Raw genomic sequence first — 15,683 nt, 5'->3', positions numbered from 1 at the left:
AAAATAGGTTATAATGAGAAGGAGAACATCATCATGAAAGAGTTTAAATATACCATTACAGACCCGGAAGGAATCCACGCACGCCCGGCAGGTGAACTGGTAAAGGCGGCAAAACAGTTTACGAGTACGATCAAGCTGGCGAAAGATGGAAAGAGCGGCGACTGCAAAAAGATTTTCGGTATCATGGGACTGGCGGTAAAGAACGGACAGGAAGTAACCCTGACCTTTGAGGGCGAGGACGAAGAAGCAGCTTATGAGGCAGTCAGCCAGTTTATGAAGGAAAATATGTAGTTTAACAAAGATGCCGCGATGTAAGGGATTATTACATGGCGGCATTTTTCGATAATGGATCAATGGAAAGGGGAATGGTCATGCAGACGTATCGTGGAAAAAGTGTATTTGGCGGTGTCGCAGTTGGAAAAATATGTGTGTATCAGAAAGGCGAGCAGACCGTAAAACGGACGAAAATAGAGAATGCAGAGCAGGAAAAAGCGCGGTTTAATGCGGCAGTTCAGGAGTCCATCCGCCAGCTCGGCGAGTTGTATGAAAAGGCGGTAAAAGAAGTTGGCGAGGCGAATGCGGCGATTTTTGAGATTCACCAGATCATGCTGGAGGACGAGGACTATCTGGACGCGGTTCAGAATATCATCGATACGCAGAAGGTCAATGCCGAGTATGCGGTTGCGGTGACCGGTGACAATTTCGCCCAGATGTTTGCGGCGATGGAGGACGAATATATGCGCGGGCGCGCGGCGGATGTCAAAGATATTTCGGAGCGGATTGTGCGCGTTCTGTCCGGAGGCGCAGGTCAGGGCATCCATACGGACGAGCCGGTGATTATTCTGGCAGATGATTTAGCACCGTCAGAGACGGTACAGCTTGAAAAGGACAAGGTGCTATCCTTTGTGACGGTACACGGTTCCGTCAATTCCCACACGGCGATCCTGGCGCGTACGATGAGCATTCCGGCGCTGATCGGAACGGACGTGGCGCTCGATGAGACGGTAGATGGGAAATTTGCGGTTGTGGATGGTACGAACGGAGTCCTGTATGTGGAACCGGATGAGGAGACATTGGAAACAATGCGCCGCCGGCAGCGGGAGGAACAGGAGAAGAAAGAACTGCTGCAAACACTGAAAGGGCGCGAAACAGTCACTCTGGATGGCAAGGAGATCCGCCTGTATGCGAACATTGGCAATAGCAAGGATCTGGCATCGGTCATTCAGAACGATGCGGCGGGCATCGGACTGTTCCGCAGCGAATTTTTGTATCTGGAAAAAGAAACATTTCCGACGGAGGAGGAGCAGTTCCAGGTATATAAACAGGTAGCGGAAACGATGGCGGGCAAACCGGTCATTATCCGTACGCTGGACATCGGCGCGGACAAGCAGTGCGATTATTTTGAACTGAAAAAAGAGGAAAATCCGGCGATGGGCTGCCGGGCGATCCGTATCTGCCTGACAAGACCGGAGATTTTCAAGACACAGCTTCGCGCGCTGTTTCGGGCAAGTGCCTATGGCAATCTCCAGATCATGTATCCGATGATCACAAGTGTCTGGGAGGTCGAGGCGATTGCGAAGATTGTCGAGGAGGTCAAGACGGAGCTGACCGCACAGAATCTCCAGTTTGGCGACCCGAAGCAGGGCATTATGATTGAAACCCCGGCGGCAGTCATGGTAAGCCGGGAACTGGCGAAAAAAGTGGACTTTTTCAGCATCGGAACGAACGACCTGACCCAGTATACGCTGGCAGTTGACCGTCAGAATCCGGAGCTGGATGCATTTTACGATCCGCACCATCCGGCGGTGCTGGCGATGATCCGCATGGTTGTTGAAAATGCGCACGCCGAGGGCATCTGGGCAGGTATTTGCGGCGAATTGGGCGCGGATCTGAGTTTGACAAAAGAATTCCTGAAAATGGGTGTGGATGAGCTTTCCGTATCGCCGGGGCGTGTGCTGCCGATTCGGAAGGTCATTGTCGAAAGCAGCTGCAGTTGATAAGAATATTAAGACAGAGAGAAGTGAAAAATTGAGCTAAAAAAAGTTCAACCACAGCAGAAGATGAAAGGAAAAGAGTCATGCTGACAGAAAAAAGATACGAACTGATTTTGGAACTTCTGGATAAAAAGAGGAGTGTGACAGTTCCTGAGATTAAAGAGGTGCTGGGAGTTTCGGAATCGACGATCCGGCGGGATCTGAATGCGCTTGACAAGGCGGGGCGCCTGACCAAGGTGTTTGGCGGCGCGGTGTCCTCGGACGGGACATTTACGGGAACCGAGCCGTCAGTGGCACAGAAGATGGAATTGCAGCAGGAGGAGAAAAGGAGAATCGCCCAGTTTGCGGCGGGACTTATCCAGCCGGATGATTTTGTCTATCTGGACGCGGGCACGACGACCGGGTATATCTTAGACTATCTTCCGGCGCGCAGCGCCACGTTTGTGACGAATGCGGTATCACATGCCAAACGGCTGGCAGCCGCCGGAAACCGCGTAATTCTGATTGGCGGTGAGTTAAAGGGCACGACGGAGGCGGTCATCGGAAGTCAGGCGATCCTGATGATCCAGAGCTATCATTTTACAAAGGGATTTTTTGGAACCAACGGCGTCAGCAAGCGCCACGGTTTCACGACGCCGGATCCGAATGAGGCATTAGTCAAGCAAGAGGCGATGCGCCAGACAGAGCGCTGCTATGTGCTGGCGGACAGCCAGAAATTCGGCATGGTAAGTTCGGTGACGTTCGGGGGGTTTGAAGAAGCGACGATCCTCACGGAGACAGAGCCGCCGGAAGGATTTAGCGGCAGCAAGAATATCCGGGTGGCAAAGTAGAATAGTGAGCAGTAACAATCGTGTTTTTCTAATGAAATCCTAACATATATACGATTTGACAAACTATTAGAATATTGCTATATTTATAGAAAATCAATAGGGCGGCAAACGGGCAGGATTATGTATGACGATCGGGAGGAACGATGGATCCGAACCGATCGCAGTCAGCATGGATCCTGAATCGTTATGCTGCCCTTGTTAGTGTTTACAGTTATGTAAAAGGAGAACTTTCTAAAAGGAGAATTTACCATGCAGCAATTTCACGGCAGTGACGAATACATCGCTTCGGATGAACTGATCCGCAGCGTTAACATTGCGGCGGCGCTCAAAAAGCCGCTCTTAATCAAGGGAGAACCGGGCACTGGAAAGACGATGCTCGCGGAGGCGATTGCCAGATCCCTCGATATGGAACTTTTGATCTGGAATATTAAATCGACGACCCGCGCACAAGACGGTCTTTACGTGTACGATACGGTACAGCGTCTTTACGACAGCCAGTTTGGTGCGGATGGCGTTGATGATATTGCCAGATATATCCGCCTCGGAAAGATGGGAGAGGCATTTGAGAAGGAAAAGCAGACGGTTCTTTTGATCGATGAGATCGATAAAGCGGATTTGGAATTCCCGAACGACCTGCTCTGGGAACTTGACAAGATGGAATTTTACATTCCGGAGACGGGAAAGACTGTCAAAGCGAAGCACCGTCCGATTGTGATTATTACCTCCAATGCGGAGAAGGAGCTGCCGGATGCGTTCCTGCGCCGCTGTATCTTCCATTATATTGCATTCCCGGAGCAGCCGATGATGGAGAAGATCATCAAGGCACATTACCCGGATCTCGACCAGAAGCTGATCGACGGCGTGCTGGACGCCTTCTACCGGGTGCGCGATCTGCGCGGCCTGCAGAAGAAGCCGAGTACCTCCGAGGTGTTGGACTGGATTCAGGCGCTTGTGATCGGCGGCGTGCCGGTGGGGAAGCTGGAAAAGGAGATCCCGTTTGCGGGGGTACTCTTAAAAAAGACAGAGGATTTAAAGCTGGTGGAGAATAACCGATATGTTTACTGATTTTCTGTATCTACTCCGTTCTTACGGGATGAAGACGAGCCTCAATGAGTGGAACAGCCTGATGGATGCGCTGGAAATGAACCTGAACGACGCGAGCCTGACGGAGTTTTACTATATGGCGAGGGCGGTTCTGGTCAAAAAAGAGTCCGAATATGACAAATTTGACCAGGCATTTCTGGCATATTTTAAAAATGTGCAGACGTTTGAGGAACTTCCGAAGGAGGTCTTAGACTGGCTTGCCAAGGCGCACGCGCAGACGCCGTATGATAAGGATGAGGTCGATGCGCGGTTTGCGGGACTTGATCTGGACGATATCCGTAAAATGATGGCGGAACGACTGAAAGAGCAGCATGAGCAGCACCACGGCGGCAATAAGTGGATTGGAACCGGCGGTACGTCGGCATTTGGACATTCCGGTTACAGCCCGAAGGGCATCCGCGTGGGCGGACCGGGCAAAAACCGGAGCGCGCTGCAGGTGGCGGAACAGCGGAATTACCGCGATTTCCGCGACGATGCGGTTATCCAGATCCGGCAGTTCCAGGTGGCGCTCAAAAAGCTGCGTCTTTTATCCTGCCGTGAGGATGGACCGAAAACGGAACTCAATGTGGAGAAAACGATCGAGAAGACCTGTGACGAAGGCGGACGTCTGGAGCTCGTCATGGAGCGCCCGAGAAAGAACCAGACGAAGCTCCTTCTTCTGATGGATAGCGGCGGGTCGATGTGGGCATATGCGGATCTGTGCAACCGGCTGTTCCAGGCGGTCAATCAATCGTCCCATTTTAAGGATTTGAAGATTTATTATTTCCACAACTGTTTCTACGATCAGCTGTTTACGACGCCGTCCTGCTCCTGGAGGGATAAGATCTCGACCGAGTGGGTCTTTCACAACCTGAAACCGGAATACAAGGTAATTCTGGTTGGGGATGCGTCGATGGCGCCGTCGGAACTTCTGTACCGCGGCGGCAGTCTCGACTATTTTCACAGCAACGAGCGGACGGGCATTTACTGGCTGCAGGAGATGCACCGGCGTTTTCCGTCAGCGATCTGGCTGAACCCGATGCGGGAAAATAACTGGGCATATGCCTACGGTGCGTACACGATCAGTCTGATCCGCGAGGAGATTCCGATGTTTCCGCTGACGGCGGCAGGACTTGAGGCTGGAATTAAGGAATTGAAAAAATAAATATGGAAAAAGGGGCGGTTCCCGATATTGACAATAAAGTAAATTTGTGCTATTATTCATCATAAACTCTTTGCACTGCATATCAAACTACAGTACAAACTGAGCAGACCGTGAATATCATGGGGTCGGGTCGCAGAAGCGACAGTGGAAGTTAGTTTCATCCACGGGACAGTAGTTACTCATACTGGTTCGTGGGTGTTTTTTTATACTTTTTTATGGATTTGCAGCACCCACCTATCGTTAGTGCCATGAGATATTTTTTGGAGGTAACGAATATGAAACAGAATGATTTTCAGAAGGTGGCAAATCAAGTGTCTTTTGTAACGATAGTAGTGAACATCCTTTTGGCGTTTATGAAGCTGTTAGCCGGCGTGTTCGCACATTCGAATGCGATGATCAGTGACAGTATCCATTCGGCGTCCGATGTGTTCAGCACGATGATCGTGGTGATTGGAATTAAGCTGTCGTCCAAACAGCCGGACAAGGAGCACCCGTATGGACATGAGCGGATGGAGTGTGTGGCTGCGATTGTCCTCTCGATGGTTCTTTTTATGACAGGTCTGGGGATTGGCGTGGAGGCGCTTACGGACGTGCTCAAGGGAGAATACAGTCACCTGCAGGTTCCGGGAATGCTGGCGCTGGCAGCGGCTGTTATATCTATTGTCAGTAAAGAAGCGATGTACTGGTACACCCGATATTATGCGAAAAAGATTGATTCCAGCGCACTGATGGCAGATGCATGGCATCACCGTTCGGATGCGTTTTCCTCGATCGGTGCGCTGGTCGGAATCGTGGGCGCGAGAATGGGATTTCCGGTCATGGATCCGATCGCGAGCCTGGTTATTTTCGTCTTTATCGTGAAAGCGGCGTATGAGATTTTTAAAGATGCGATGGATAAAATGGTCGATCATTCCTGTGATGAGAAGACCGAAGAACAGCTGCGCGCCTGCGTTCTTCAGAATCCAGATGTGGCGCGGATTGACCTGCTTCAGACGCGGATCTTTGGCAATAAAATTTATGCGGACATTGAGATTGAGGTAGATGGTTCCATGCCGCTGCGGGAGGCGCACAAGATTGCCGAGGTGGTGCATAACAGCATTGAAAAGACATTTCCGAAGGTAAAACACATTATGGTGCATGTCAATCCGGAAATTGACCGGAAATAGAAAGAAGGACTGCCGCAGACTGGCATATTTCCTTTTAAGCAGACCAAGATAACAATAAAAATCTTGTTTACTTAGAAGAGGGCATGCCAGATGCGGCGGTCCTTTTGGCGCTTTTGGGAACATGAAAATTTTAAACATTTTTAAGGACGTTCTGAAAGTTATACTTCCCATTTGCAATGAATACCATCATACTGCAAAATGGAAAAACTGCAATCATGAATATGGAAAAAATGAAAGAAAAAGGAAAGAAAAAAGGAACCGTTAAGAAATTCTTACGAATCGGATCTTTTGACGATCTTTTTTAGAATCGGTCTGGACTTTTTTTCCGACTCTGCTATAATAAGGATTCAGAATCCATATATACAGGCCGCAGCCATATGGCGCGGCAGAGAGGTTTGTGAAAAAATGAAAAATAAAAGTATGAGTATACTTAAAATGACTGGTGCAGCAGCTGCACTGGTGCTGATGTTTGCACAGCCAGTACTGGCAGATGGCAGTTTTGCAAATGGAACAAGTGTAAATGGCGTCGCAGTCGGCGGAATGAGCAATGAGGAAGCGAAGGCAAAGCTGGAGCAGAATTACGGTTCTTATAAATTAACGATCAAAGAACGCGGAGGCAAGACAGAAGAGATCACCGCAGCGGAGATCGGCTATAAAGTAGTGATTACAAATGAGCTGCAGGCAGCGATTGACCAGCAGGCAGCAGGGGTAGCTGGAGCAGGAGCGCTGACGATCGCGATGCCGCTTTCCTGCGATCAGACGATGCTTGCAAACCGCATTGCTTCCTTAAATTGTATGTCAGATAGTGTAGCACCGACGGTAGATGCCCATATATCCGCCTGGGAAGAAGGAAAAGATTTCACGATTGTTCCGGAAGTAAAGGGAGAATCTGTGGATAAGGCAAAGGTACAGACGGCGATCAATGCGGCGATCGCCTCCGGCATGACAGAGATCGATCTGGAAGCATTGGGATGTTACACACCGATCCAGGTGACTTCCGGCGATGCATCCTTAAAAGCACTCTGCGCCCAGATGAACCAGGCTAAAAATGCGACCATCACCTTCCATATCGGTGATGCGACCGAGACACTGTCCGGTACTGAATATGTCAGCTGGTATACAGGCGGCGAGAATGGTGTCATTACTGTAGACCGCGATAAGGCAGCTGCTTACATCAAGGCGCTGGCAGCGAAATACGACACAGCTGGAACTACCCGTACTTTCCATACCACTTCCGGAAAAGAGGTAGCCTTGACAGGCCCTTATGGATGGAAGATTGACCAGACTGCAGAGACAGACAACCTGGTTCTGATGGCGCAGACAGGTATCAATCAGGAACGTGAAGTCCAGTTCTCCCAGCAGGCAGCCAGCCATTCAGACGCAGACTGGGGCAATACCTACGCAGAAGTTGATTTCGGCGCCCAGCATGTATATATGTATGAAAACGGCGCCCTGACCTGGGATGCTCCGTGCGTAACCGGAAACGTATCCAAAAACTACACAACCCCGGAAGGTATTTACAGCCTGACCTACAAGCAGGCCGACCGCGTTCTGCGCGGCGCCAAACAGGCAGATGGCACCTATGAATATGAAAGTCATGTAGACTATTGGATGCCATTCAACGGCGGCATCGGTTTCCATGACGCAAGCTGGAGAAGTAAATTCGGCGGAACCATCTACCAGTATTCCGGCAGCCACGGTTGCATCAATCTGCCGGTTGATAAAGCAAAACTTCTCTACGAGAAAGTATACAAGGGAATGCCAGTTCTCTGCCATAACTAAACATTTCTTCTAAGCGCACATTCGGTATTTAGAAGAAAGACATGGGGGACTTTCTTGAATATAATTAGATAAGAAAGTAGATGGTGGACAAAGTAATTTATCATACGGAACGAAAAAAGATCCTACGCCGTCATCCAGCCGCATTCATGCGCTGGATGACACCAGGATCTTAAATTTTACCAAGTTATCATCCAATAAACAGGAGAAAAAGCCGCCCGGGCAAAAATGGAATTTTCGAGACTGTGGATTTACTTGGCAGATTCGGATTTGATGTTGAAAGAAACCGCAACAAACTTGCTTTGTGAGGATTTCTTTCTGTTTTTAATCAAACCGAAGATGCCTAGAAAATCCCAGTCTTCGAAACCTGATCATTTTTGCCCGGGCGGCTTTTTCTCCGTCCCTCTCACGAAAATCAAACTAATTATCTATTTTCCTTCCCCAATAATCAATTCTTCCCCATACGGCAAGGTCTTGATCCAGTCACAGAATGTATGCCACTCCGCCAGCTTATGATCCTTTCTGGCATAATAAATATTAATCAGTGTCTCATAATTAAACGAACAAGTCCGCATCTGATTATAACTGCTCGGCAGTAGCTGGATCATATCATACCAGTCATCCTTATTCTTTGTCTCCAGATAACGCAGGCGGATTTCCTCCAGCTTGGCGATAACTGTTTCCATAAATGCGCGTGTTCCGGCTGTCATGTGGTCGCAGCTGAAATCGTCCATCGAAAACGGTTTGCTGGCGATTTTGTGCATCGTGCTGGTTGAATTGGCGACGGTCGCTACTTTATAAGTATCATATTCTTTCCACCAGTAGAGAGGTGCGGTCACATCGACTGAGACAAATACCTGGCGCAGAAACTTGCGGTGGTCGCTGCCTGCTTTGCGGAGACGTTTCGCAAGGTCGAGATCGTTTGGTCCCAGTTTATATTCGCCATTCTCATCATAAAAGCTGTCCATCCGTCCCCAGCTGTTCATCGGATTGCGGGCACCGCGCATGGCATTTTCCAGATTCATGACGCTGGTACGTTCTAATTTAAGCATAATCAAACTCCTTTTTCATATAAGTGAATTATTTTCAGGATAAACTCACTTTTGTGAGTTGTTTCGGGCGGGATCAGTATACCACAAAAACCATGACCCGTAAACAAAGCATAAAAAAACATACAGAATTACAAGAATCGATAGTTACTGTTCCCGGGTGGGCACTTTTGGAAGCAAAAGTGCCGTAAGAAAACGTGGTGGCAGCAGGAATTTACCGTATTTAAATGCGAAGTCACGGCAAATTCCGTTACTGGGCACGTATGCGTGAACAGTAAGATCGATAAAAATTACAATCCAAAACAGAATACAGGAAAAAGCAAAGAGATTATGCGATATGCACAGAAAAATATAATGAAAACATGTATTTTTAAATATGAAATAGTATTGACATAAAATGAAAAACATGCTAATATTTAGCCATAAAAATTCATTGATATGAAAATTAAAAAGAAAAAGTTAGATTTTACGAAAATAAAGTGAGAAAAATTTTCATATCATAATCACAAATGAGACAAGATATAAAAAAGGAGAGATGAGCAATGAGCAATGGATATTTCAAAGTAGAGATGCCGAAAAATGAGCCGGTAAAAGCATATCTTCCGGGAAGCCCGGAGAGAGCCAGCTTAAAGAAAGAGCTGGAGCGCCAGTCCGCACAGGTTGTTCAGGTTCCGATGATCATCGGTGGTAAGGAAGTTTGGACAGGGAGAAAGACCAAAGCAGTTATGCCGCATGACCATGCTCATGTAATCGCAGAAGCAGCTTCCGGCGGTGAGAAAGAGTTAAAGGATGCAATTGCAGCAGCTCTGGCAGCCAGAAAAGCATGGACCGAGATGCCGATGGAACACCGCGTATCTATCTTCTTAAAAGCAGCTGATTTAATCGCTGGTCCGATGAGAGATAAAGTAAATGCAGCTACCATGTTAGGACAGAGCAAGACCGCATATCAGGCTGAGATTGATACCTGCGAGCTGATCGATTTCCTTCGTTTCAATGTATATTACTTACAGCAGATTTATGACAGACAGCCGAACAACACGCCAAATGTTTGGAACCGCATCGAGTACCGTCCACTGGAAGGTTTCGTAACCGCGATTTCTCCATTCAACTTCACATCCATCGGTGCTAACCTTCCGACCGCTCCGGCGATTGCAGGTAACGTAGTTCTCTGGAAACCGGCTACCACAGCAGTTCTTTCCAATTACTATGTAATGCAGGCCCTGATGGCAGCAGGACTTCCGGCAGGCGTTATCAACTTCGTACCGAGCCGTGGTTCTGACATGAGCAAGTACGTATTAAGCGATCCAAACCTGGCAGGATTCCATTTCACAGGTTCTACCGAAGTGTTCAGCGGTGTTTACTCCTTAGTAGGCGAGAACATCAAGAAATACAAAACATATCCGCGTCTGGTTGGCGAGACTGGTGGAAAGGACTTCATCTTTGCTCACAATTCCGCAGACGTACCGGGTCTGGTAGCAGCTCTGACAAGAGCATCCTACGAGTATCAGGGACAGAAGTGCTCCGCAGCTTCCCGTGCATTTGTTCCGGCAAGCATCTGGCCGCAGGTTAAAGAGGGTATGCTGGCAGAGATTGAGAAGATTAAAATTGGCGATATAACCGATTTCAGAAACCTGATGGGCGCTGTTATCGATGCATCCGCATTCAAGACCAACAAAGAGTACATCGACTATGCAAAAGCATCCGAGGATGCAGACGTTATCTGCGGCGGATACGATGATTCCAAGGGATATTTCATATATCCGACCCTGATTGAGGCTAAGAAGCCAGATTTCAAGACTATGGTAGAGGAAATTTTTGGACCGGTTATGACCGTATATGTATATCCGGATGACAAACTGGATGAGACTCTGGCAAGCTGCGATACCGCAACTTCCTATGGCCTGTCCGGAGCAATCTTTGCAGATGACCGCGAAGCTATCGTTAAGATGGAAGATGCACTCAAAGGAACAGCCGGAAACTTCTACATCAACGACAAGCCAACTGGTGCAGTTATCGGTCAGCAGCCGTTCGGTGGTGCAAGAGCATCCGGAACCAACGACAAAGCCGGCAGCGAGATCAACATGTATCGCTGGTTAAGCCCGAGAACCATCAAAGAACTCAGAGTCCCGTGCCTGGATGTAACATATCCGTACATGGTTGAGGCATAAGCAGTGCAAAGCAGGGCAGTAAGACAGGAACGTTGTGCTTGCACATAAGGAACTGTCTTGCTGGACTGATTTATAGGGCGCAGCCCGTCCAGCGAAGAAAAGCGCAGCTTTTTTTAGCTGGGGCACTGAGCACGCTGAAGCCACTGAGCATGCTGGGGTGCAGCTCTTCCCCATAATTTACTAAATTAAAACCAACCACCCAGAGGATCGGCGCTGATCCGGAATCTGTGTAACGAAACACACGATTTCATATCGGTGCCGATCCTTTTTATAATTTAGAAAATCTGTCCGAGTATCCCAGCCACACCCGCTCAGATATTGTTCCGTTTGTTTGGAATGAAATTGCGGCATTCTGTTATTAAAAATCCCATTATGTTACTGCTCACACATGTGTGCCCAGCAACGGGATTTTGCCGATGCTGCGCATTCCAAATCGGCAAAATCTGCTGCGAGAACTGTATCGTACAGAATTTTCAGTTCAGAAAATTCCTATTTGTGAACAGTTACCCTATTATTCCTTACATTCATCTGATTTGAACCAGTCCTTGTATTTCTCATAAAGATCCAGTAAAATAAAATCAAATACGAAATAGGGATTTGAGGATTTGTTTTTGTTCAAATTTTCTTAGTTCGATTTTAAATTCAAACAAAAAGGATGAGAAAGCAATGACGGTGATCGATGTATCTGGCTGCGGAAGCGGTGCGGTGTTTTTGATAAAGGGAAAAGCCAATCTTCTGTTCGAGGCGGGGATGGCGTATGCTGCCGACCAGATGGTGGAAAATATAAAAAGAGAACTGGGCGATGCAGAGTTAGACGCGGTTCTTTTATCCCATTCCCATTATGATCATGTAGCGGGGCTTCCGGCGGTGCGGAAAGCATGGCCAGGGGTGAAAACATATGCTTCCGAGCGCGCAAAAGAAATTTTAGTGAAACCGGGCGCTTTGAAGACGATCCGGCGTCTAAGCGGCGAGGCGGCAGAAGCGGCGGGGCTTCCATGGGATTCGGAATATGACGATGCAGATTTACAGATTAATGTATCGCTGGAGGACGGCGAGACGATCGAACTGGGCGACCATACGATCTACGCGTTTGCGACGATCGGCCACACGAAATGTTCCATGTCTTACCTGATTGACGATGAGTTGATGCTGTGCAGTGAGACGGTAGGCGTCATGGGGCATGATGGGAGTTATATGCCGTCGTTTCTGGTAGACTATAAGGCGGCAGAAGAATCGATCGAGTATTCATCGGAATTGGATGCAAAAGAGATTATTTTAAACCACTATGGCTTTGTCAGTGAAGCGGATAAGGCGACGATCTGGGATGTCCTGATGCAGAAGCTTCGTGACAGCCGTGATGCCATGATTGATATTATGAACCGGTTCCCGGAAGAAGAGACGGCGCTTCGGGAGATGGAGCGCGTGTTCCATTCTCATGTAGATAAGAAAGAACAGCCAGACGAGGCATTCTATATCAATGCGGCGAGCATGATGAAGACACTCAAAAGACAGTTTCCGGAACGGTTTCCGAGACATTTTCAGCTGATTGCAGCAGTGGATCGGAACTGGGGTATCGGCAATAAAGGGCAGATGCTGACGGTGATCCCGGCGGATCAGAAATTATTCCGGCAGGAAACGATGGGAAAAATCATCGTGATGGGCTATAAAACGTTTCTAACTTTCCCGGCTCAGCGACCGCTGGATGGCAGAATCAACCTGATTTTGACAAAAAAGAAGGCTCTGAGCGTAAAGGGGGCAGAGATCTGCCACAGTGTCGAGGAGGCGCTGGTGCGGATTGACGAGCTGAAGCAGGAAAAACATCTGACAGATGTAGATGTCGTCATCATCGGCGGCGAGTCGGTTTACCGGCAGTTCCTTCCGTTCTGCGACACAGCGCAGATCACCTGGATTGATTTTTCCTATGTGGCAGACACACACATGGTTGATCTGGAGAAAGAAGGCTGGGAACTGGTAAGACGAAGCGGCGAGCAGACATTTTTCAATTTGTGCTATGAATTCAGGGAATATCGGAAGCTGGAAAAGGAATCGCTCTAAGGTTGTCAAAAATAGGACAAAGTGGTAAAATAATCGAGAATTCTGAAAAGTCAAACAATAAAATGTTCATATAACAGTAAGGAGGAATAGAATGTACCCGATTTTAAAAGCTGAAAAACTGGCAGATAAGATTTATCTGATGGTTGTAGAAGCACCGCGTGTAGCGCGTGCATGTGAGCCGGGCGAATTTGTCATCGTCAAGATGGGCGAAGAGGGCGAGAGAATCCCACTGACTATCTGTGATTTTGACCGTCAGGCAGGAACGATCACGATCGTATTCCAGACCGTGGGAGCTTCTACCGAGAAGATGAGCACCCTCAAGGCTGGGGATGCATTCCATGATTTCGTAGGACCGCTTGGAAATCCGTCCGAGTTTATCCATGAGGATGTAGAAGAGCTGAAAAAGAAGAAATACCTCTTCGTAGCCGGCGGTGTCGGTGCGGCTCCGGTTTATCCGCAGGTAAAATGGATGCATGAGCACGGCATTGATGTAGATGTTATCGTAGGTTCTAAGACCAAAGATCTGCTGATCCTGACCGAGGAGATGGAGAAGGCAGCCGGAAACCTTTACATCACAACCGATGATGGCAGCTTTGGCATTAAAGGTATGGTTACAGGTGTCATCGAGGATTTAGTTGAAAAACAGGGACGCAAGTACGATGTCTGTGTTGCAATCGGACCGATGATCATGATGAAATTTGTCTGCCTGCTGACGAAAAAACTGGAGATTCCGACGATTGTCAGCCTGAACCCGATCATGGTAGATGGAACCGGTATGTGTGGTGCCTGTCGTGTCACCGTAGGCGACCAGGTCAAATTTGCCTGCGTAGACGGACCGGAGTTTGATGGACATCTTGTTAATTTTGACGAGGCGATGGAACGTCAGAGAATTTATAAGACTCAGGAAGGCAGAGCGATGCTGCGCCTGAAAGAGGGCGATACTCATCACGGCGGATGCGGACAGTGCGGAGGTGACAAATAATGGAAGCAAAGAGAGATATGATGAAAAAGGTGCCGGTCAGAGAGCAGGATCCGAAGGTACGTGCGACTAATTTTAAAGAGGTATGTCTCGGCTATAATATGGAAGAAGCAGTTGCGGAGTCTGAGAGATGTCTGAACTGTAAAAATGCAAAATGTATCGCTGGATGCCCGGTTTCCATCAATATTCCGGCGTTTATCCAGGAAGTAAAAGCGGGAAATATTGAGGAGGCAGCGAAAGTCATCGCACTTTCTTCGGCACTTCCGGCAGTCTGTGGACGTGTCTGCCCACAGGAATCCCAGTGTGAGGGACAGTGTGTGCGCGGTATCAAGGGCGAGGCGGTTTCCATTGGTAAACTTGAGCGCTTCGTGGCAGACTGGTCCCGTGAGCATGGTTTTGTACCGGCAGCGCCGGAGAAGACAAACGGAAAGAAAGTAGCAGTCATCGGTTCCGGTCCTGCAGGTCTGACCTGTGCAGGCGATCTGGCAAAACTGGGCTATGCAGTAACCATTTTCGAGGCACTTCATGAGCCGGGCGGAGTATTGACCTACGGCATTCCGGAGTTCCGTCTTCCGAAGAGCGGCGTTGTACAGCCGGAGATCGAGAATGTCCGCAAGCTGGGCGTTAAGATTGAGACAAACGTAGTTATCGGAAAATCTATCACAATCGACGAACTGATGGATGAAGAAGGTTTCCAGGCAGTCTTCATCGGTTCTGGTGCCGGACTTCCGAAGTTCATGGGTATTCCGGGTGAAAATGCCAACGGCGTATTTTCTGCAAATGAGTACCTGACCAGAAATAACCTGATGAAGGCATTCCGCGATGATTATGACACACCGATCATGGAATCGAAGAAGGTAGTTGTAGTCGGCGGCGGAAACGTAGCGATGGATGCGGCAAGAACGGCTCTGCGTCTCGGTGCAGAAGTTCATATTGTATATAGAAGAAGTGAGAAAGAGCTTCCGGCACGTGTGGAGGAAGTACATCACGCAAAAGAGGAGGGCATCCATTTTGACCTTCTGACCAACCCGGTTGAGATTCTCGAGGATGAGAACGGATGGGTCAAAGGCATCGTATGCCGCCGTATGGAGCTTGGCGAGCCGGATGAATCTGGAAGAAGACGTCCGGTTGAGGTGGTCGGTTCTGATTTCACGATCGATGCAGATACCGTTATCATGGCGCTGGGTACTTCCCCGAACCCGCTGATTTCCAATACGACCAAAGGTCTTGAGATCAACCGCTGGAGATGTATCGTGGCGGATGAGAGCAATGGAAAGACAACGAAAGAGGGCGTTTACGCCGGAGGCGACGCAGTGACTGGCGCGGCTACGGTTATTCTCGCGATGGAAGCCGGACGAGCAGGTGCAAGAGGCATCGATGAGTATCTTTCTGCAAAATAATGAAATCTCATCATG

The 15,683-nt window shown here is 48.6% G+C and carries 12 protein-coding genes and 1 riboswitch; of the genes, 11 read left to right on the top strand and 1 reads right to left on the bottom strand.

The window, feature by feature from the left end; genetic code table 11:
• The first annotated feature begins 33 nt into the window (after positions 1-33).
• From DWZ76_RS05470 to DWZ76_RS05440, 7 genes are all read left to right on the top strand, one after another.
• A complete protein-coding gene (locus DWZ76_RS05470; RefSeq protein ID WP_022359198.1) occupies positions 34-291 on the top strand; it encodes an HPr family phosphocarrier protein in 258 nt (85 codons plus the stop codon).
• An 80-nt stretch (positions 292-371) separates the two neighbouring features.
• Positions 372-1,997 (top strand): phosphoenolpyruvate--protein phosphotransferase, encoded by a 1,626-nt coding sequence (gene ptsP / locus DWZ76_RS05465; protein ID WP_117796472.1) that lies wholly within the window; start codon positions 372-374, stop codon positions 1,995-1,997.
• 80 nt (positions 1,998-2,077) lie between these two features.
• Entirely contained in the window at positions 2,078-2,824 is a 747-nt protein-coding gene (locus tag DWZ76_RS05460; protein WP_117796346.1) for a DeoR/GlpR family DNA-binding transcription regulator, read from the top strand.
• Positions 2,825-3,073: 249 nt separating this feature from the next.
• On the top strand, positions 3,074-3,889 hold the full coding sequence (locus DWZ76_RS05455; RefSeq protein ID WP_118472107.1) for a MoxR family ATPase: 816 nt from the start codon (positions 3,074-3,076) through the stop codon (positions 3,887-3,889).
• Entirely contained in the window at positions 3,879-5,072 is a 1,194-nt protein-coding gene (locus tag DWZ76_RS05450; RefSeq protein WP_107000351.1) for a VWA domain-containing protein, read from the top strand. Before DWZ76_RS05455 ends, DWZ76_RS05450 begins: the two co-directional genes overlap by 11 nt.
• 89 nt (positions 5,073-5,161) lie before the next feature.
• Positions 5,162-5,246, top strand: a riboswitch (NiCo riboswitch).
• Positions 5,247-5,347: 101 nt separating this feature from the next.
• Positions 5,348-6,238, top strand: a complete 891-nt coding sequence (locus DWZ76_RS05445; protein WP_022359193.1) for a cation diffusion facilitator family transporter — start codon at positions 5,348-5,350, stop codon at positions 6,236-6,238.
• A 420-nt stretch (positions 6,239-6,658) separates the two neighbouring features.
• On the top strand, positions 6,659-8,020 hold the full coding sequence (locus DWZ76_RS05440) for a L,D-transpeptidase family protein (protein ID WP_243017780.1): 1,362 nt from the start codon (positions 6,659-6,661) through the stop codon (positions 8,018-8,020).
• A 425-nt stretch (positions 8,021-8,445) separates the two neighbouring features.
• On the opposite strand, the gene DWZ76_RS05435 is transcribed toward DWZ76_RS05440, so the two are convergent.
• On the bottom strand, positions 8,446-9,069 hold the full coding sequence (locus tag DWZ76_RS05435; RefSeq protein WP_107000350.1) for a hypothetical protein: 624 nt from the start codon (positions 9,067-9,069) through the stop codon (positions 8,446-8,448).
• 539 nt (positions 9,070-9,608) lie between these two features.
• On the opposite strand from DWZ76_RS05435, the gene pruA reads away from it, so the two are divergent.
• From pruA to gltA, 4 genes are all read left to right on the top strand, one after another.
• A complete protein-coding gene (gene pruA / locus DWZ76_RS05430) occupies positions 9,609-11,234 on the top strand; it encodes an L-glutamate gamma-semialdehyde dehydrogenase (RefSeq protein ID WP_118472105.1) in 1,626 nt (541 codons plus the stop codon).
• A 666-nt stretch (positions 11,235-11,900) separates the two neighbouring features.
• Complete coding sequence (locus tag DWZ76_RS15445; RefSeq protein ID WP_333549082.1) at positions 11,901-13,289, top strand: dihydrofolate reductase; 1,389 nt, start codon at positions 11,901-11,903, stop codon at positions 13,287-13,289.
• Between the two features lie 91 nt (positions 13,290-13,380).
• Positions 13,381-14,271 carry a sulfide/dihydroorotate dehydrogenase-like FAD/NAD-binding protein gene (locus DWZ76_RS05420; RefSeq protein ID WP_022359686.1) on the top strand — a complete coding sequence of 297 codons (891 nt, stop codon included), beginning with the start codon at positions 13,381-13,383 and terminating at the stop codon, positions 14,269-14,271.
• The gene (gene gltA / locus DWZ76_RS05415; RefSeq protein ID WP_118467845.1) at positions 14,271-15,668 is read left to right on the top strand and encodes an NADPH-dependent glutamate synthase; all 1,398 of its coding nucleotides are present in this window, start codon (positions 14,271-14,273) and stop codon (positions 15,666-15,668) included. The genes DWZ76_RS05420 and gltA overlap by 1 nt, the downstream gene beginning before the upstream one ends.
• Positions 15,669-15,683 lie beyond the last annotated feature (15 nt).

Source organism: Clostridium sp. AF35-15, from assembly GCF_003477745.1.
GTDB lineage: Bacteria > Bacillota > Clostridia > Lachnospirales > Lachnospiraceae > Otoolea > Otoolea fessa.
Note: the sequence above shows the minus strand (reverse complement) of the source record. Positions and strands in the feature narration are given on the sequence as shown.